This is a genomic window from Pseudomonas sp. HD6422, assembly GCF_025377065.1.
Taxonomy (GTDB): domain Bacteria; phylum Pseudomonadota; class Gammaproteobacteria; order Pseudomonadales; family Pseudomonadaceae; genus Aquipseudomonas; species Aquipseudomonas putida_U.
This window is the reverse complement of sequence record NZ_JAHWIW010000034.1, coordinates 16,562-34,281: the sequence shown is the minus strand read 5'-3', so window position 1 is coordinate 34,281 and position 17,720 is coordinate 16,562. Positions and strand designations below refer to the sequence as shown.

The following is a 17,720-nucleotide window of genomic DNA, read 5'->3' as shown; positions in this document are numbered from 1 at the left end:
CATCGCCCGTTCAGTTCACCTGGTTGCGCTTGGCCAGATCGACCATTTCCACGAGCGATTCGGTGCGCAGCTTCTCCATGATCCGGCCGCGGTAGGTGCTGATGGTCTTGGCGCTGAGGTTCATCTGCTGGCCGATGAACTTGTTGCTCTCGCCGCGGGCAAGGCGGCGCAAGACTTCCATTTCTCGGTTGGACAAACTGCCCAGACGGTAGGCTTCGCTTTCCAGCGTGCTGCTGTTGACCGACATCTGGGGAAAGGTGGAGTAGCCTTTGACCAGTGCTTTCAAGGCGAACACCACGGCGTCGAGGTCTTCATCCTTGGTCAGGAATGCGGCGATGCCGGCGTCCAGGCAGCGCCTGACATACAGATCTCCAGCCTGGCCGGTGAGGACCATGATCTTCGGTTGCGGCTCGAGCTTCTGCAGGCGTTTGATCACCTCCATGCCATCGAGTCCAGGGAGGCCGATGTCGAGGATGACGACATCCGGTTGAAGGTCACGTACGGCTTGGGCGACTTCTTTCCCGTCATCGATTTCTCCTACAACCTGAAAGCGATCACGCTCCAGAATGATGCGTAGGGAAAGGCGAACAATAGGGTGATCGTCGACGATCAGTACTGTAGTCATGTAGAAAACTCCTGTCGGAATGTGGTCCGTTTCTCCCGCGTAGCGGGAAGAGGCCTGCAGACGATGGCCGGCAGCGCGCAAGATACGGACATTCCTCCTCCTTAGTAATGGCGAGTATAGAACTGTGGAAATTCACACCATACTCTGTTGAAAAGCCCTACAAAGGACGAGGGAATGCTTAACCCCTTGCAGCACAGGGGCAAGACATCTTTACAGGGGTTTCAGAGGCACGAACCGTGGGGTTTGGATACGCGCGTGGAGGAGGCGGGGTTGTTACGCAAGGCCAGGCCCACTCGGCTTGGCCGGGCGACCAGTTGTCCCGCGCAATTGGGGCATTGGCCTTGCAATCTCTGCTCGGCGCAGCGACGACAGAACGTGCATTCGAACGAGCAGATCATGGCGTCGGGGCTATCGCCGGGCAGGTCGGTATCACAGCATTCGCAGTTGGGGCGCAGCTCCAGCATGGTAGAACTCCGTGGCATGGGCGGGAAGCTGGAGTCTGCTCTGGCCTGTAGACGCTTGGCAATCTTTAGTCACGGGGCCGGTACAGATGCGCGTGCCCGGCGCGATAAAGGGCCGAGTCGGCGAAGGCGGCATCGCCCAGCACCTGACCCACCAGAATCAGCGCGGTACGCCTAAAACCCTTGGCGGCCACCTGCTCGACGATGTCGTCGAGGCGACCGCGGACCCAGTCCTGATCCGGCCACGTGGCACGATGGATGACGGCGATCGGGCAGTCGCCGCCATAGTGCGGCAGCAGATCGGCGACGATCCGCCTGAGGTTCTTGATGCCCAAGTGGATGGCCAGCGTGGTGCGGTGACGCGCCAGGTCGGCCAGTTGCTCACCGGCTGGCATCGGCGAGGTGTCGCCGTAACGGGTCAGAATCACCGTCTGCGCCACTTCAGGCAGGGTCAGCTCGCAGCCGAGCAATGCTGCGCTGGCAGCGACGGCAGTGACCCCAGGGATGATCTGGTAGTCGATTCCCAGTTCGCGCAGGTGGCGGATCTGTTCGCCGATGGCGCCGTACAGGCTTGGATCGCCACTGTGCACCCGGGCGACATCCTGGCCCTTGTCGTGGGCTGCGCGGATCGCCGCGATGATTTGCTCCAGGTGCAGTTCGGCGCTATTGATCAGGGTTTCGGCCTGGTGCCCTTCGAGCACGGCCGCAGGCACCAGCGACCCCGCGTAGATGACCACCGGGCATTGGCGGATCAGGCGTTGTCCCTTGATCGTGATGAGTTCGGGGTCGCCTGGGCCTGCGCCAATGAAGTAAACAGTCATGGTGGATCCTTGAACGATGGGTGAGGCGATTATCGACCACGCGCCATGGCCAGGGTAGCCGGGCCGTGGACCTGGCGGGTGAGTACCAGGCTGGCCTGGCCTTCGACCTGCCAGGCCAGGGCCAAGGCCGCGCTTTCGGCTACGCCCCAACAGCCAGTGTGGAGGTGGGCGACGGCCGAGCGGTGGCTGAGCTGCGCCTCGAAGCGCTCGAGCGCAGGGGCGTCGAAATGCTGCAGCTGCAGGCCATGGCGCTCGGCGAGTTGCACCAGTGCAGGCTCGTTGGCCCTGGACGTCACGGTAGCGATGCCACATATCGCCGAAGGCGCCAAGCCATGGTCCTGCAACGCTTGTCGCAGCGCGCTTTCGAGGGTTTCCAGCGGACAGCCTCGGCGGCAACCGAGGCCGATGTACAGCGCCGTCATCAGGCCGGGTTGGCGCGACGATAGAGCCAAGCACTGAGCAGGCCCAGAGCCAGCCAGAACACGGCATTGGTCAGCCAGGAGGCGATCTTGAACTGGGTTTCCAGGTCCGCTGGCGCCAAGCTGGAATGATGTTCAGGTTGGGGCGCGCCGATGATATGGGGCAGTACCAGCAGCGCTGCACCGAGCGCCTTGAGCAGCCAGTGCTGACCGAACACCAGCAAGCCCAGGCCCACGGCAGTGGCGGCGGCGGTGCCGATCCACCAGGCCTGGCGCTGGCCGAGGTCAGCGGCGGCAGTCCCGGGCAGTTCCGGTGGCAGGCCCAGGGTCGGCGCCAGGCAGAACACGGCGAAGCCGGCCAGCCCCCACCAGGCGCCCGAGAGCGCGCGATTGGGTTCACGCAAGCTGTACAGTGCGGCAAGGATCAGGGCGAAGCCGACGGCTACCACCAAGTTGCCGCCGGTGGTGGCAACGATGCGCTGCCAACCGTCTTCGGGTGACCAGGCCTCGCTGTCGTGGCTGTGGGCGGCCGACGCTTCGTGGTCATGCTCGTGGTGCTCGCTCACTGGACCGGCGTTCTCATAGGTTTCGGCCTGGAGAATCAAGGGAGCGACCCAGAAGCTTTGCAGCAGGGTCAGCAAAAGAGCGGCGAGCAGGCCGCTGAACCCGGCGGTGCGGGCGATGCGCTTGATCATGCGGGCGGGCTCAGTGGCAGGGGAAGGCGGCGCTGTGACGCGTGTCGTGGGCGGCGTTGTGCACCGCTTCGATGTGCGAGAAGCCTGCGAAGTAGACCAGGCACAGGCCTAGCAGGCTGGCGCCGACAGCGACGACGAGGCGCTGGCTGAGGGAGCTGGGGGTGGCGACGCTGTGTTTGAGAGTGGTGACGGGCATGACGCATTCCTCTGCATTTATCTCAGGCAACAGGCGCGGCCGCCCCGGACGCATCAGCGCCTTGGGCCCCAGGAAAGGGGAATGCGACAGCGCCCGCCCTCCGCGGGGTGTACATGAACGCCAGGCCGGTCTCCGGGCTTACGAGGAGGAGCGTGGCTCCTGATGGGGTCACCTTCCCATGCCGAACTGCGTGGCACAGTGGTCAAGACCCTTCACTCGTCTACCGTTGCGGGGGCAGCACCGGAATGGTCGGGCCTGTTCGACATGTGTCGAGGGCCTGCGACGCACCGGTTTCCCGTTTCACCCCCGTAGGGGCACCTGAACGCAGGGCATAAGAAGAGCACGGGGCCGCAGTGGCGTCAACCACGACCCGGCACAATTTCCCCCGTCATCGGTTGACCCCCAGCCACCCCCCGCGTAGCCTTGCCGCTTCGAGGTTCTTCGGCCATGCCGAAGCTAAGATGGGAACGCGGTACAAGCCGCGGCTGCCCCCGCAACTGTAAGCACCCTTTGGATCGACACAGCCACTGCGCGACGGCGCGGGAAGGCGTCGTCCGCAAGCCCTGGATCACGGGGGCGACCGGTGCAAGCCAGGAGACCTGCCTCGAGGCGATTTCGACTTTCAACCGGGCGGGGTGATCCGGTGGCGAACGAGCCCAGCCGACCTGGCCCCGGGGCTGTCGTCCCGCATGCCCGCGCCAACCTGCCAAGGGCAACGCGACATGAAAACACTGGCCAAACTCCCCGTCACCATCGTCACCGGGTTCCTCGGCTCGGGCAAGACCACCTTGCTGCGCCACATGCTCGACAATGCCCAAGGCCGTCGTATCGCGGTCATCGTCAACGAATTCGGCGAACTGGGCATCGATGGGGAGATTCTCAAGCAATGCAGCATCGGCTGCACCGAAGAAGAAGCCAGCGGCCGGGTCTACGAGTTGGCCAACGGCTGCCTGTGCTGCACCGTGCAGGAGGAATTCTTCCCGGTGATGCGCGAGTTGGTGGCCCGCCGTGGCGACCTCGACCACATTCTCATCGAAACCAGCGGCCTGGCGCTGCCCAAACCGCTGGTTCAAGCGTTCCAGTGGCCGGAAATCCGCAACGCCTGCACCGTCGATGCCGTCATCACCGTGGTCGACAGCCCGGCCGTGGCCGCCGGCACCTTTGCCGCCTACCCGGATCAGGTCGATGCTCAGCGCAAGCTCGACCCTAACCTCGATCACGAGTCGCCGCTGCACGAACTGTTCGCCGACCAACTGGCCAGCGCCGACCTGGTGGTGCTGAACAAGGCCGACCTGATCGATGCACAGGGTCTGGCCAAAGTCCGTGCCGAGGTGGCGCAAGAGTTGCCGCCGGCAGTCAAGGTGATCGAGGCCGTCAGTGGCCGCTTGCCGCTGGAGGTATTGCTGGGCGTGGGGGCCGAGGCCGAAGCGCATATCGATGGCCGACGTACCCACCACGACAGCCATCATGACGGCGACGACCACGACGATCACGACCACGATGCCTTCGACTCCATTTCGATCGACCTGCCCGAGGCCGACGAGAGCCTGCTGCTCGACGCCCTGACTCAGCTCGTGGTCGAGTTCGGTATCCTACGTGCCAAAGGCTTCGCGGCCATTCCGGGCAAGCCGATGCGTCTGCTGGTGCAGGGCGTGGGGACGCGCTTCGACAAGCACTTCGATCGTGCCTGGCGTGCCGACGAACCGCGCATCACCCGACTGGTGCTGATTGGCCAGGACCTCGACGCCGCTCACCTGGAAGGGCGCCTGCGCCAGGCCCTGGGCGCCTGATCGATGCACCTGCTGCGGACCCAGCCCGGCGGCTTCGTGCCGGATGACAGCATTGCCGACCTTGGCCAGACTCCCGCCGAGCTGGTGATCCTCTGCAGCGGCGATTCGCACCTGGCGTTGCTCGCCGACACCGCCGAGCAATTGCCCGACGACTTTCCGACACTGCGCCTGGCCAATCCCATGCAGGTGCAGAACCACGCCTCGGTCGACCTCTACATCGACCAGGTGCTGCGTCACGCCAAGGTGATCCTGGTGTCGCTGCATGGCGGCGTCGGTTACTGGCGCTATGGGGTCGAGCAACTGGTCGAGCTGGCGGCCCAAGGCGTGCAACTGATCCTGGTGCCTGGCGACGATCGTCCGGACCCGGAGCTCACCGCGCTGGGCACGGTCGACCCGGCCCAGGCCGAGCGCCTCTGGCACTATCTGCGCCAGGGCGGCAAAGCCAATGCGCTCAATTTGTTCAACTGCATGGCCAGCCTGTGGCTGGGCAGGCAGTATCCCTGGTCAGAACCTCAGGCACTGCCGCGTACGGCCGTTTACCATCCGGCCAAAGGCAGCGCGACCCTGGAGCATTGGTACAGCCAGTGGCATCCGCAGCAACCCGTTGCAGCGCTGCTGTTCTACCGCTCACACCTGCAAGCTGCCAACACCGGCTTCATCGACGTGTTCTGCCAGCGCTTGCAGGCGGCGGGGCTCAATCCGCTGCCGGTGGCCCTGGCCAGCCTCAAGGAAAGCGCCTGCCTGGAGCAGCTTGAGCAGTGGCTGGAGGAGGTGGGGGCCGAAGTGGTGATCAACACCACGGGTTTTGCCCTGTCGAGCCCGCAACGTCCCAACCTGCGGCCGTTGCGCCGAGACATCCCGGTGCTGCAGGCCATTTGCGCCCAGGACAATCAGCCGGCGTGGGAGGTCAGCGAGCAGGGACTTGGCGCGCGCGATCTGGCCATGCATATCGTCCTGCCGGAGCTGGACGGGCGGATCATCACCCGGCCGGTCAGCTTCAAGGACCTGGCCTGGCGCAGCGAGCGCAGCCAGGCCGATGTCGTTTGCTACCGTGCTCACCCTGAGCGCATGGACTTCGTCGCCGAGCTGGCGCGGCGCTGGGTGGCCCTGGCCCGCCTGCCCAACGGGCAAAAGCGGGTGGCCCTGGTGCTCGCCAACTACCCGACCGGTGATGGCCGGATCGGCAATGGTGTCGGCCTGGACACCCCCGCAGCCGCTCTCAACATACTCGTAGCCTTGCGTGACGAAGGTTACCCGGTAGGCGACCTGCCCGACAGCGGCACCGGCCTGATCCATGCCTTGCTCGGTGGGGTGACCAACGATCTCGATCACCTGGACCTGCGCCCCTGCGCCCAGAGCCTGGCCCTGGCCGACTACCAGGCCATTTTCGCCCGCTTGCCCGAAGCCAACCGCCAAGCCGTGCTGGAGCGCTGGGGGCCACCTGAACAGGACCCTATGTACCGCAGCGGGCGATTGATGGTGGCCGGCCTGCGCTTTGGTCAGACCTTCGTCGGTATTCAGCCAGCACGGGGTTACCAGGTCGATCCCAGTGCGGTCTATCACGATCCTGACCTGGTGCCGCCCCACGCCTACCTGGCGTTTCACTTCTGGTTGCGCCACGTCTACGCCGCCGATGCAGTGATCCATGTCGGCAAGCACGGCAACCTCGAATGGCTGCCCGGCAAGGGCGTGGGACTGTCGGCACAGTGCTGGCCGGACGCACTGCTCGGGCCGTTGCCCAACGTCTATCCGTTCATCGTCAATGACCCGGGCGAGGGTGCCCAGGCCAAGCGCCGTACCCAGGCGGTGATCATCGACCACCTGATGCCGCCGCTGACCCGCGCCGAGACCTACGGGCCGCTGCGTCATCTCGAACGGCTCGCCGACGAGTACTACGAGGCGCAACTGCTGGACCCGCGCCGGGCCCGCGAGTTGCAGCGCGAGATTCTCGAACTGGTCAAGGCCAACCATATCGATCGCGAACTGCAGCTCGAAGGTCAGCTGGACGATGCCGCAGTGTGGCTGCCTCGGCTGGATACCTATCTGTGCGACCTCAAGGAATCGCAGATCCGCGACGGCCTGCACGTCTTTGGCCAGTCGCCGCAGGGACGGTTGCGCCGTGACACGCTGTTGGCGCTGCTGCGCGTCGAACGTGGCGATGGCAAGGATGGCAATGCCAGCCTGCCACGGGTCTTGGCCAAGGCACTGGCACTGGGCTTCGACCCGCTCGACTGTGACCTCGGTCAGCCATGGACAGGGCCGCGTCCGGCACTGTTGAAGGTAGTTGACGACAGCGCCTGGCGCACCTGCGGGGACACCCGCGAACGCCTGGAGCTATTCGCTTTGCAGGTGATCGAACAGGCGCTCGACGGTCGATTGCAGTTACCGCAGGATACCTCCTGGCAGGGGGTGCACAGGGTGCTCCAGGCGCTGTGCGAGGAAGTTGCACCCAACCTCGATGCCTGCGGCAATGCCGAGCGTGATGGCCTGCTCGCTGCCCTGGCCGGTCGTTTCGTTCCGGCCGGCCCCAGTGGGGCGCCCAGCCGTGGGCGCCTGGATGTGCTGCCCACCGGTCGCAACTTCTATACCGTCGACGTGCGTAACCTGCCGACCACCACTGCCTGGCGCCTTGGCTTCGCCTCGGCCAGCCTGATTCTCGAGCGCCACCTCCAGGACCATGGCGACCACCTGCGCCAGCTGGGCCTGTCGGTGTGGGGCACGGCGACCATGCGCACCGGCGGTGACGACATCGCCCAGGCCATGGCCTTGATGGGCGTGCGCCCGGTTTGGGCCAGCGCAGGCCAGCGCGTCGATGATTTCGAGATACTGCCGTTGAGCCTGCTGGACCGCCCACGGGTGGATGTGACACTGCGCGTCTCGGGCTTTTTCCGCGATGCCTTCGGCAACCTGATACGGCTGTTCGATGCGGCGGTGCAGGCCGTCGCCGCACTCGACGAGCCGGACGACCTCAACCCCCTTGCCGCACGCGTCCGTGCCGAGCGCCAGGCCTTGCAGGCACAAGGCGTCGACGCCGAGCAAGCCGCGCGCCAGGCCGGTTGGCGAGTGTTCGGCGCCAAGCCGGGTGCCTATGGCGCAGGTGTGCAGAACGCCATCGATGGCCGTCTGTGGCACAGCCGCGAAGACCTGGCCGAGGTCTACCTCAACCACGGTGGCTATGCTTATGGCGGCCAGGACGATGGTACTCCCGCCCGCGCACAGTTCGCCTCGCGTCTGGGCCAAGTCCAGGCAGTGCTGCACAACCAGGACAACCATGAGCACGACCTGCTCGATTCCAACGACTATTACCAGTTCCAGGGCGGCATGCTGGCGGCCTCGGAAACCCTGTCCCAGGCGACGGTGGCCAGCTATCACGGCGATCACAGCCAGGTCGACCGGCCACGGGTGCGTACCCTGAAGGAAGAATTGAACCGGGTGATTCGCGCCCGTGCACTCAACCCCAAGTGGATCGACGGCGCCAAGCGTCATGGCTACAAGGGCGCGTTCGAGATGGCGGCGACTGTCGACAACCTGTTCGCTTTCGATGCCACCACGCACCTGATCGATGATCATCACTATCAGTCGCTGGCCGATGCCTATGTACTCGACCCAGCGACCCGCGACTTCATGCGCCAACACAACCCCGAAGCGCTGCGTGACCTGACCGAACGCCTGCTGGAAGCCCAGCAACGAGGTCTGTGGGAGCAGCCCGGTGATTACCGCGAGGCCCTCGAGGCGCAACTGCTCGATGGCGAGGAACAGGCTTGAAATGAGTGAACCCGTGCAATTTCCATTGGCAGCCGTGGTGGGTGCCGACGACCTGAAACTGGCCCTGTGTCTGACCGCGATCGATCCGAAGATCGGTGGCGTGCTGATCGAAGGACCCCGTGGGATGGCCAAGAGCACCCTGGCCAGGGGGCTGGCCGATCTGCTCGGCGAGGGCCCTTTCGTGACCCTGCCGCTGGGGGCCAGCGAAGAACGCCTGGTCGGCACGCTGGACCTGGATGCCGCGTTGGGTCAGGGCAGGGCGCAGTTCTCGCCTGGTGTACTGGCCCAGGCCGACGGCGGCGTGTTGTACGTCGACGAGGTCAATCTGCTGCCGGACACCTTGGTGGATCTGTTGCTCGACGTGGCTGCCAGCGGCACCAACCGCATCGAGCGCGACGGCATTTCCCATCGGCACAGCGCCCGTTTCGTATTGATCGGCACCATGAACCCCGAGGAAGGCGAGCTGCGCCCGCAATTGCTCGATCGCTTTGGCTTGAACGTCCTGCTCGACGGCCTGCCCGAGCCGGCTGCCCGGCAGCAGATCATTCGCCGGCGCCTGGCTTTCGATACCGATCCTGAAGCGTTCAGCCAAGAGTGGGCCGGGGCGCAGGCGAGCTTGCGCGCACGCTGCCACAGCGCTCGGCAACGTCTGGCGGCTATCGCTCTCGATGACCAGGCGCTGGCCTGGATCACCGAGCGCTGTTTCGCGGCGGGCGTCGATGGCTTGCGGGCTGACCTGGTCTGGCTGCGTGCGGCCCGCGCGCACTGCGCCTGGCGTGGCGGGGAATGCATCGCCGAAGAGGATGTCGAGGCGGTGGCCGAGTTCGCTCTGCGCCATCGGCGGCGGGGCACGCCCCCCGAGAGCCAGTCCAATCCGCCGGCTGGGTCATTCAGCGCTGCCGGGCAGAGCACTGCCGGGCAAGGCGGGCAGGGGGATTGGGGAGCGCTACCGGCACAGCCCGTCTCCACCGGCGCTCGGCGTGAGGTACCGAACTGGGCAAAAAAGCCCTGAGCATCCGTCAGCAGCCGCAGGCGGCGGATGCCAGGGGCAGCGCCGGGGAACTGACAGGCCCCCGCGGCGGCCATGCGCAGCCCTCGTCCAGTGGTCGCGTGGCCTGGTTGCCGACGTTGCTCAAAGGTCGTCCCCGTCAGCGCCAGGACCTGTGTTGGCAGCAGCGCCGCAGCCAGGCGCCGGTAGTGTGGCTGGTGATCGTCGATGCGTCGGCCTCGACCCGTCGCCATCAGGCGCTGGCCACCACCAAAGGCGTGCTGGCGGAGCTGTTCGATCAAGCGTATCGCCAGCGCGCTCGGCTGGCCCTGCTCACCGCCAGTGGCGGTGCGCCACGCTGGCAGCGACACGGATTGAAGGCGTCGGCGGCGTTGCAGCCCTGGTTGCGTGCCCTGGGTGCCGGTGGTGGTACGCCATTGCTGGAGGCACTGGAGCAAGCACGCGACTGGTTACTGACGCGGCGCAAGGCGCACCCCCACGAAGCCCAGCGATGCCTGGTGTTCACCGATGGTCGCTTGCAGCGCTGGCAAGCCCTAGCCCCCATGCCCTGTGATACGGTGCTGATCGACATAGAACTGGCCCCTGTACGTCTGGGGCGGGCGCGGCAGTTGGCCGAACAGTTGCTGGCCGATTACCAGCACCTCGAACAATTGGCGTTAAAGAACAATTAAGAAGGGGCGCGACACTATGCCGCAATAAGGAAAGTGTCCATCCCCAATAATGGGGGAGTGGGGAAAGTTCCCCAAGTGCGTGGCAGGCACGCACTTGCAGGCAACCGGCGATATTACTTTGGCATCGACCAAGGTTGCAGGTCGTAGCCTTTTTCGCACAGTTCGGCGCGTACTTCTTCGATCAGGCAGGCCCACTGCGCGGGGTCGGAATAGATGCGCGAGGAAACTTGCTTGCTGCCGATACGCGTGCTGGTCCGGTCGATCACTGCCAGGCTCAGCTCTCCAGTGCCGTTGGGGGCATCCCAGGCTACACACTGGAAGGGTTCGAAGGCGTGGTCGGCGATCAGCAGTGCTTCGTTGACACGGAGCGGGGCGTTCATGGTTCGGTCTCTCTATGGTCCCAAACATCGAAATGTTAGTCCGCGGGATTTCTGGCTCGCTACAGTTATCGCGATGCGCAGCGCGGGGTTATTCGTACTGATGCTCCAAGTAGGTGTCCAAGTCACACGGCAGTTGTAAATTTTTTCGTGCGGTTATGAAGTTTGTTGTCCGCCGCCGTCTGTGACGCCATTAAACCGATGAAATTCCCGGGTGCCGTTGGTGTGGCAGCATTTAGTAGACAAACGGTAGTGGGAAGCGTCAACTTCGTTGCTACTGTTAATTCGGGCGTCGCAACTTACTGTTTTCTCGCACAAAACCATAATTTGGCGCCAAGGAACGGTCATGCACGAAACCGCAGCCCCTCGTCGCCTGCTCATCGTCGACCCGTGCGACGACTGCCACCGCCTTCTCCCCGGTTTGCGTAGCGCCGGATGGGATGTGCACAGCTGTTCCCTCGACCACGCGCTGGAGTATCCCTGCGATGTCGGCCTGCTGCGCTTGCAGGCTTCGCACCTGCGCCACCCAGACGCCGTCAAGGACATGATCAAGCGTAGCAACACCGAATGGATCGCCGTGCTCAGCGCCGAGGAACTGCGTATCCAGAATGTCGGAGACTTCGTCTGCGAATGGTTCTTCGACTTTCATACCTTGCCCTTCGATGTATCGCGCGTGCAGGTGACTCTGGGCCGCGCCTTCGGTATGGCGCGTCTGCGCGGCAAGGGCACGGCCAGGGTGGATGAGCCGGAACACGAACTGCTGGGGGAGAGCCGGCCGATCCGGGAACTGCGCAAGCTGCTTGGCAAGTTGGCGCCGACCGAGTCTCCAGTGCTCATCCGCGGAGAAAGCGGCACCGGCAAGGAACTGGTGGCGCGCACCCTGCATCGTCAATCGTTGCGCCACGAGCAGCCGTTCATCGCGATCAATTGCGGCGCGATACCCGAGCATCTGATTCAGTCCGAGCTGTTCGGTCACGAGAAGGGCGCCTTCACCGGCGCGCACCAGCGCAAGGTGGGGCGAATCGAGGCGGCGAACGGCGGAACGCTGTTTCTCGACGAGATTGGCGACCTCCCGCTGGAACTGCAAGCGAACCTGCTGCGTTTTCTGCAGGAAAAGCACATCGAACGTGTCGGCGGGAGCCAGCCAATCCCCGTAGATGTGCGTGTATTGGCGGCGACCCATGTCGATTTGGAGAAAGCGATCGAGCAAGGGCGTTTTCGCGAAGATCTGTACTATCGGCTCAATGTGCTGCAAGTGGTGACCGCGCCGTTGCGCGACCGACATGGCGACCTGTCGATGTTGGCCAACCATTTTTCCCACTTCTACAGCCTGGAAACCGGGCGCCGGCCACGTTCGTTCAGCGATAGTGCCTTGGCCGCCATGGGGCGTCACTCATGGCCGGGCAACGTGCGTGAGTTGGCCAACCGTGTGCGTCGCGGCCTGGTGCTGGCTGAGGGACGACAGATCGAGGCCCAGGACCTTGGACTGCATACCATCGACGCCGAAGAGCAACCCCTGGGAACGCTGGAAGACTACAAGCACCGGGCCGAGCGTCAGGCCTTGTGCGACGTGCTCAACCGGCACAGCGACAATCTGAGCATTGCCGCCAAGGTCCTGGGTGTTTCCCGGCCGACGTTCTACCGGCTGTTGCACAAGCATCAGATACGTTGAGGCCGCAGCGACTGGCGTTCGCCTCAACTGGCCTGTTCAGCTTCCGTGTCGACGCTTTCGGTTGGCGGCTCCTCTTCGCCCGGCAGCGCGGTGATGACACTGAAATCGGTAATCTCGACTGCGCCACCCCCATAGCCCAGGAGGTGGAAGGAAAACGCCTTGCGCGCGGTAGGGTTGTCGAAACCGAACTCCATCTCCAGAGGGGTGTCGGCACTGACGCGCATCTCGCCGGGTAGCCCGACCGAGACATCTTGTTCGTACTCCTTGGCCTTGAGCTGGATACGCGCCTCATGGCGGCTATCGAGCGAACGGACCTTGATGCGCACCCGGGTATGCGAGCCTTCAGGCATTTCCAGGTATTGAGCGCCGATCAGGTTGTCGGTCCAGTCGTCGTGAACGCGTTGTTGCAGTTCGATGCGGGCCGGGCCGCCAAACTGATAACGCAGGTTCAGTGGCGTCTTGAGCAGCGATTGATCGAGGACCGCAGCGAGGTCGCTGATCTGCTGCCCGGTACCGGCACGGCCGGGGCCGAGGTATTTGGCCTTGTCAGCGATGAAGCCCTCGCTGGCATAGGTGCGGCAACGCTGCTGGAAGTCGCATTCGGTGAATACGCCACGGCCATTGTGATAGCGCAGCATGCCATTGGTGAACGCGATCATCTCGCGCCCGTTGTCATACTCGCGGTACAACGAGCGGCCGCCCAAGTCGGCGGGAATCGGCAGCGCGAAGTAGTCGAGCAGCGATGTGGTCAAGTCGATATGGCCGTAGGTACCACGTTTGATGCGGGGAAGCGCGGCCTGCTCGGGCGCCAGGGTCAGGTTGAAGCCCCATGACGATGCCAGGCGCACCCCGTCGATGCCGTGGGACTCGTCGGAGGTGACTACCACCAGCGTGTCCTTGAGCACGCCCTGGCGCTCGAGACTGGCGAGAAAGCCATCGACGGCATCGTCAAGATAGGCCACTGCCGCCTGTTTGGGATCGTCATTGCGCTGCAGGTACGCTTCTGGCGCGGAATAGGGCTGGTGGGTGCCCACGGTCAGCAACGTCAGCATCCAGGGCTTGTCCTGCTTGCGCAGATCGCCGATGTAGGTCAGGGCGCCTTCGAAAAACGCGCGGTCGTCCTTGCCCCAGGGGAACTCGACGTAGTTGGGGTTGCCGAACCATTCCTGGCCATGCACCTGATCGAAGCCGATATGCGGCATGATCCGATCCTTGGCCATGAAGCGTAGGCCGGCACCCTGCAGGAAGTGAGTGCTGAAGCCGGCCTGGCGCAGTTGCGACGGCAGGCATGCCTGGTTGCGTCGGCCCTGGGTCAGCATCTCGGTCCCTTTTGGCGTGCCATTGGCGAGCTTGTCGTAGTCGCCGCACAGCATCGTGTACAAACCACGAATGGTCTGGTGGGTGTGCACGACGTAGTCCGGGATGTTCATGCCGCGCTCTGCCCAACGACTGAGCTTGGGCATCAAGTCACTGACGTAGTGGCTGGGCAGCGCCTCGCGGTTGGGGCGCAGGTACGCTCCTGGAATACCCTCGAGGGTTATGATCAGCAGATTGCGCGCCTTGCCCGGCGCTTCGAGCAGCTTGTGGCCGTTGAGGTCGGAGTGGGTCAGGCCGCTGCTCGGCAGGGGCGCGAGCCGGTTCTGCGGGGCTATCCAGCCCTGCGTGCGCTGCTGCAGATCACCCACCGCAGCTGACATCGCTTGGTGCAACAGGTTGTATTGGCGCCACTGATCGGCGTCGGAGGGAGCCAGATGCTGACCGGCCCAATGGGCTGTGAACAGTCCTGCGACCAAAGCCCAGGCCTTGCTTGGGACGCGGGTTCTCGGTTGGCCACGACTGCGCCAGACGCTCACCAGCCAGCCCACCAGACCCGCCCCCAGCAGCCAGGGCAACCAAGGATGGGCCAGGCCGCCGCCCGTGGAGTTTTCCATGAACTGCGCGTCGGACAGGTAACCCAGGTCGGCATAGGTTGGTAGCCTGCCGACGGCACTGACCAACTCAGCCGAGGCAATCCACAGGGCGCCCCAAGCGAGCAACAGCGGTAAGGCCAGCCACCATGCCCGTCGATGCAGCAGCAACAGCAACAGGCTGCCTACGGCGAGGTCCGAGAGGTATCCGAATGGATCGGACCAACCCAGCAGTGCACGTGCACTTAAGGGGATGACCAGTACCAAGGTCGCCAGGCTGGCGAAGCGGGTACGGGAGGGGCCGAACAGGTCGTTCACGAGCATTCCTTATTTGCCATCAAACCGTCATACATCTGTGCTTGATGATAACAGGCCAGGCGAGATAAGGCGGGGAGGCCGACGGTGGGCGCATCGCGCGCCCAGGTCAGGTCAGAAGTAGTAGGGGAATTTCAGGCTGAAGGAGAAGTCCGGCGAGTCGTCGGTCAAGCCGATGGACAGGTTGGGGACGATGGTCAGGTTGTCCGTAGCGGCGAAGGTCATGCCGATGTTGAAGTTGGCGGCGTTGTAGTCACTGTTGGGCACCGATTGCCAGTCACCGCCATCGGGCTTGATCTTGCTCTTGCTGGCGAACTGGTCCGATACCGAGAACGACATGCTCATCTTCTCGTTCAGGGCAAAGGCGATACCGGCGCCGATCTGCCAGGAGTCGCCGAGCTTCACGTCACCCGGCACCTTGGTGTTGACCGTGGGGCTGATGTCGCTGAACGAGTCCTCCATGTTGTAGGTGTAGGACAGGCTGCCGAACAGCACGGCGGGGTCGAAGGTCTTGACCAGCGACAGCCCAGGCGTGATCGACCAGACGCCGTTGCCAGTGGGCAGGTCTTCCGGCACCGAGAGGTTGTCGTTGGTGGGGTCGTTGATCAGCTTGATGCCGTACGGATCCTTGCCGGTTGGCGCTTTCACCCGCAGGGTGACCACGGCGTCCGGCCAGCTTTCCGATTCATCGAGGAATTTGTAGGCAACGCCGACATTGACGTCGCCGATGGTCGGGTCTCGGGTGACCGTGGCATCGGAGGTGACGGGGCCGGCGCCCCCGGCGCCCCCGGACGAGTAGGTCGATTCGCGGTAGACCACCGGTACGTTGATATCGAACTGCCAACGTTGGTCGAGGTTGTAGCGGGCCGTGAGGTCCAGTGTCCAGTTGTCGGCCTTGATCCGGTCGAGGTTGATGTTGCCGAGGAAGATCGAGTCCAGCGCCAGGAAGCCGTTGAGCACCAGGGCGCGGGTATCGTAGTGAGTGTAGGTCAGTCCGGTCTCGACACTGAACTTGCCGCCGCCGAAGAAGCCGCTGGCCTCGTCGTAGAGGTTGGATACGCTCTGCGCGGGCTCGGAGTCGTCCTTGAGCGACTGGCCATAGGAGCTGCCGGTGGTACCAGGCGCGCCGGCGGCGACGGTCTGGCCGCCCCTGACCGTTTCCGCCGGGGATTTGGTCAGGCGCCTTGGCGCTGGGGCAGGGGGCGCTTCTTCGACTTGGCGCAGGCGCTGCTCCAGCACCATCAGTGCGTTCTGTTGTGCTTCGTAGCGCGCTTTGAGCGCCATCAGTTCCTGTTTAAGGGCTTCGACCTGTGGATCGGTCGCTGCGTACAGCAGGTTGACCGGTGCCAGGGCCGTCAAACAAACGACAGCTTTTAACGTCAAAGATCGGTGCATGGTTAACCGTCCCTTCCGACTGCATTTGATGAGACGAAGCGTAGATCAGTATCCGAGGGTGCGAAGGCCTTTAAGCTGATCCAGGTTGCCGCTCACCGCGCCGGCGGTCGACACGTTGTCGCGTAGCACCACGTTGAGCGAGGTGAAGTTCTTCACCTGGTTGCCAGTGCCGAGCAGGGTGGCGTTCTGCAACAGGCCGCCCTGGGCCAGGCGCTGCAGGGTTGCGCCCTGGTTGTTGCTGGCGACGATGTTCATCTGTACACCACTGCTGGTGGACGAAACGCTCATCGAGCCTGCGCCATTACTGGCGGAGATCGTCGAGCCGGCGGTCAGCAACTGGCCCTTGGGCGTCGTCGAAGCCGTACTGCCGGCTTGGCTGGCCTTGGTGACGTTGATGGCGACGTCGTTGTTGGCGGCGTTGTTGTCCCCGGCGGCGCGCACGACCTGGGTCACGCCCTGGGTGGTGCCCAGCCCGGCGCCGCCGGTCACGGTGCCGGTTCCGGCGCTGATGGTGCCGGCTTGGCTCGACTGGCCGCTGGTGGTGGATTTTTCGTCGATGGTCGAGACATAGAATTGCGGTTTGATGGTGTTCTGCTGGATCTGCATCGTCGAACTGACGCCAATCACCTCGCCTTTGGCGTTCTGCCAGGTGCTGGACATGACGACGCCGAAGCTGATGATGCGCCCGGGCATGACGAAGCGCCCGCGCAGATTGGCCAGTTCATGGTCCTTGAGTTCGATGGGCGCAAACGTCTGCGCCTGGGTGGGCAGGCTCGCCGCGAGGCAGGCCAGGGTGAGCCAGGTTGGAATCTTCATGGGATGCTCCCCGAGCTTCGTGCTCTTTTGTTATAAGAGTCGATTAGAAGAAGTCGCTTTGGATGAAGCCGAAGTCCATCAACTCCGCGTCCTGTACCGGGGTGAAATTGTTGATGCGGCCTTTCGCGGTCAGTGGCAAGGGCGGATCGAGCAGGGCGTTGCCCTTGTCGTAGCCTTGGCCGATCACGGCGAAGATGATGCCGTTCCAGCCTTTGAGGAAATCGTCGACTTTATAGCGTTTGTGGCCCAATACCGGATCGCCGATGTACACCCAGCCCTTGTCGACCTTCTGCATGACCACGAAATGTTTGTAGCCGCGGATGTCCATCAGGACGACTACCGGAATGCGCACGCTGGTCAGGGTGTCCGCTGCCACCCGATAGCCCCGGGCGCGCATGCCCAGGCTTTCGACATAGCGTTTCATGTCCAGCATGGAAAAGCCCTGGACCCTCACCAGTTCTGGGTCGGCATGGGCCAGCATGCCTTCGATGATCTGTTTTTCGTCGACATCCAGCCAGTAGGCCTGGCGCAGGATGGTCGCGAGCGCGGCTGCGCCGCAGCTGAAATCGGTTTTCTGTTGCACCAGGTCGGCGAACTTGCGTTCGCGGATACTCTGGATCGGCTTGTAAATCACAGCGCCACCAGGAAGCACGGAAAGCGGCATCTGCGCCGCTTCGCTAATACTTGCCACACACAGCAAACATGCCAGGGCCAAAATGCGCATGTCGAACGCCTCTGATACGGTCGTGGCAAAGGCCCCCCGAAGGGGGCCTCTGTTACGCGCTG

The 17,720-nt window shown here is 63.9% G+C and carries 16 protein-coding genes and 2 riboswitches; of the genes, 5 read left to right on the top strand and 11 right to left on the bottom strand.

Annotation, left to right across the window (positions count from 1 at the left end):
• Positions 1-10 precede the first annotated feature (10 nt).
• The 6 genes from KY379_RS21930 to KY379_RS21905 all read right to left on the bottom strand — a co-directional run bounded on the left by KY379_RS21930 (position 11) and on the right by KY379_RS21905 (position 3,217).
• The gene (locus KY379_RS21930) at positions 11-625 is read right to left on the bottom strand and encodes a response regulator transcription factor (protein ID WP_133329380.1); all 615 of its coding nucleotides are present in this window, start codon (positions 623-625) and stop codon (positions 11-13) included.
• Between the two features lie 221 nt (positions 626-846).
• Positions 847-1,089, bottom strand: a complete 243-nt coding sequence (locus tag KY379_RS21925) for a DUF1272 domain-containing protein (protein ID WP_133329382.1) — start codon at positions 1,087-1,089, stop codon at positions 847-849.
• Between the two features lie 65 nt (positions 1,090-1,154).
• The gene (gene cobM / locus KY379_RS21920; RefSeq protein ID WP_261241421.1) at positions 1,155-1,907 is read right to left on the bottom strand and encodes a precorrin-4 C(11)-methyltransferase; all 753 of its coding nucleotides are present in this window, start codon (positions 1,905-1,907) and stop codon (positions 1,155-1,157) included.
• A 29-nt stretch (positions 1,908-1,936) separates the two neighbouring features.
• On the bottom strand, positions 1,937-2,329 hold the full coding sequence (locus KY379_RS21915) for a cobalamin biosynthesis protein (RefSeq protein WP_133329464.1): 393 nt from the start codon (positions 2,327-2,329) through the stop codon (positions 1,937-1,939).
• A complete protein-coding gene (locus tag KY379_RS21910) occupies positions 2,329-3,021 on the bottom strand; it encodes a CbtA family protein (RefSeq protein ID WP_261241420.1) in 693 nt (230 codons plus the stop codon). The genes KY379_RS21915 and KY379_RS21910 overlap by 1 nt, the downstream gene beginning before the upstream one ends.
• A 10-nt stretch (positions 3,022-3,031) precedes the next feature.
• A complete protein-coding gene (locus KY379_RS21905) occupies positions 3,032-3,217 on the bottom strand; it encodes a CbtB-domain containing protein (protein ID WP_133329388.1) in 186 nt (61 codons plus the stop codon).
• Positions 3,218-3,322: 105 nt separating this feature from the next.
• A riboswitch (cobalamin riboswitch) is annotated at positions 3,323-3,554 on the bottom strand.
• Positions 3,555-3,634: 80 nt separating this feature from the next.
• Positions 3,635-3,839, top strand: a riboswitch (cobalamin riboswitch).
• 100 nt (positions 3,840-3,939) lie between these two features.
• Between KY379_RS21905 and cobW the strand changes: the two genes are divergently transcribed.
• From cobW to KY379_RS21885, 4 genes are all read left to right on the top strand, one after another.
• Positions 3,940-5,007 carry a cobalamin biosynthesis protein CobW gene (gene cobW / locus KY379_RS21900; RefSeq protein ID WP_261241419.1) on the top strand — a complete coding sequence of 356 codons (1,068 nt, stop codon included), beginning with the start codon at positions 3,940-3,942 and terminating at the stop codon, positions 5,005-5,007.
• A gap of 3 nt (positions 5,008-5,010) precedes the next feature.
• On the top strand, positions 5,011-8,772 hold the full coding sequence (gene cobN / locus KY379_RS21895; protein WP_261241418.1) for a cobaltochelatase subunit CobN: 3,762 nt from the start codon (positions 5,011-5,013) through the stop codon (positions 8,770-8,772).
• Between the two features lies 1 nt (position 8,773).
• The gene (locus KY379_RS21890; protein WP_261241417.1) at positions 8,774-9,784 is read left to right on the top strand and encodes an ATP-binding protein; all 1,011 of its coding nucleotides are present in this window, start codon (positions 8,774-8,776) and stop codon (positions 9,782-9,784) included.
• 98 nt (positions 9,785-9,882) lie between these two features.
• Entirely contained in the window at positions 9,883-10,452 is a 570-nt protein-coding gene (locus tag KY379_RS21885; RefSeq protein WP_314733527.1) for a vWA domain-containing protein, read from the top strand.
• 113 nt (positions 10,453-10,565) lie between these two features.
• Here the strand turns inward: KY379_RS21885 and KY379_RS21880 are convergent, their stop codons facing one another.
• Positions 10,566-10,832: a hypothetical protein gene (locus tag KY379_RS21880; protein WP_016392598.1), complete on the bottom strand. Its 267-nt coding sequence runs from the start codon at positions 10,830-10,832 to the stop codon at positions 10,566-10,568.
• A 343-nt stretch (positions 10,833-11,175) separates the two neighbouring features.
• On the opposite strand from KY379_RS21880, the gene KY379_RS21875 reads away from it, so the two are divergent.
• Complete coding sequence (locus KY379_RS21875; RefSeq protein WP_261241416.1) at positions 11,176-12,501, top strand: sigma-54 dependent transcriptional regulator; 1,326 nt, start codon at positions 11,176-11,178, stop codon at positions 12,499-12,501.
• A gap of 23 nt (positions 12,502-12,524) precedes the next feature.
• Here the strand turns inward: KY379_RS21875 and KY379_RS21870 are convergent, their stop codons facing one another.
• The 4 genes from KY379_RS21870 to KY379_RS21855 form a co-directional block, all read right to left on the bottom strand.
• Positions 12,525-14,732 carry an LTA synthase family protein gene (locus tag KY379_RS21870; RefSeq protein WP_409977289.1) on the bottom strand — a complete coding sequence of 736 codons (2,208 nt, stop codon included), beginning with the start codon at positions 14,730-14,732 and terminating at the stop codon, positions 12,525-12,527.
• 105 nt (positions 14,733-14,837) lie between these two features.
• Positions 14,838-16,118 (bottom strand): hypothetical protein, encoded by a 1,281-nt coding sequence (locus KY379_RS21865; protein WP_261241414.1) that lies wholly within the window; start codon positions 16,116-16,118, stop codon positions 14,838-14,840.
• A gap of 45 nt (positions 16,119-16,163) precedes the next feature.
• On the bottom strand, positions 16,164-16,934 hold the full coding sequence (locus KY379_RS21860; RefSeq protein WP_196173335.1) for a hypothetical protein: 771 nt from the start codon (positions 16,932-16,934) through the stop codon (positions 16,164-16,166).
• Positions 16,935-16,977: 43 nt separating this feature from the next.
• Positions 16,978-17,658 carry a C39 family peptidase gene (locus KY379_RS21855; protein ID WP_133329406.1) on the bottom strand — a complete coding sequence of 227 codons (681 nt, stop codon included), beginning with the start codon at positions 17,656-17,658 and terminating at the stop codon, positions 16,978-16,980.
• Positions 17,659-17,720 lie beyond the last annotated feature (62 nt).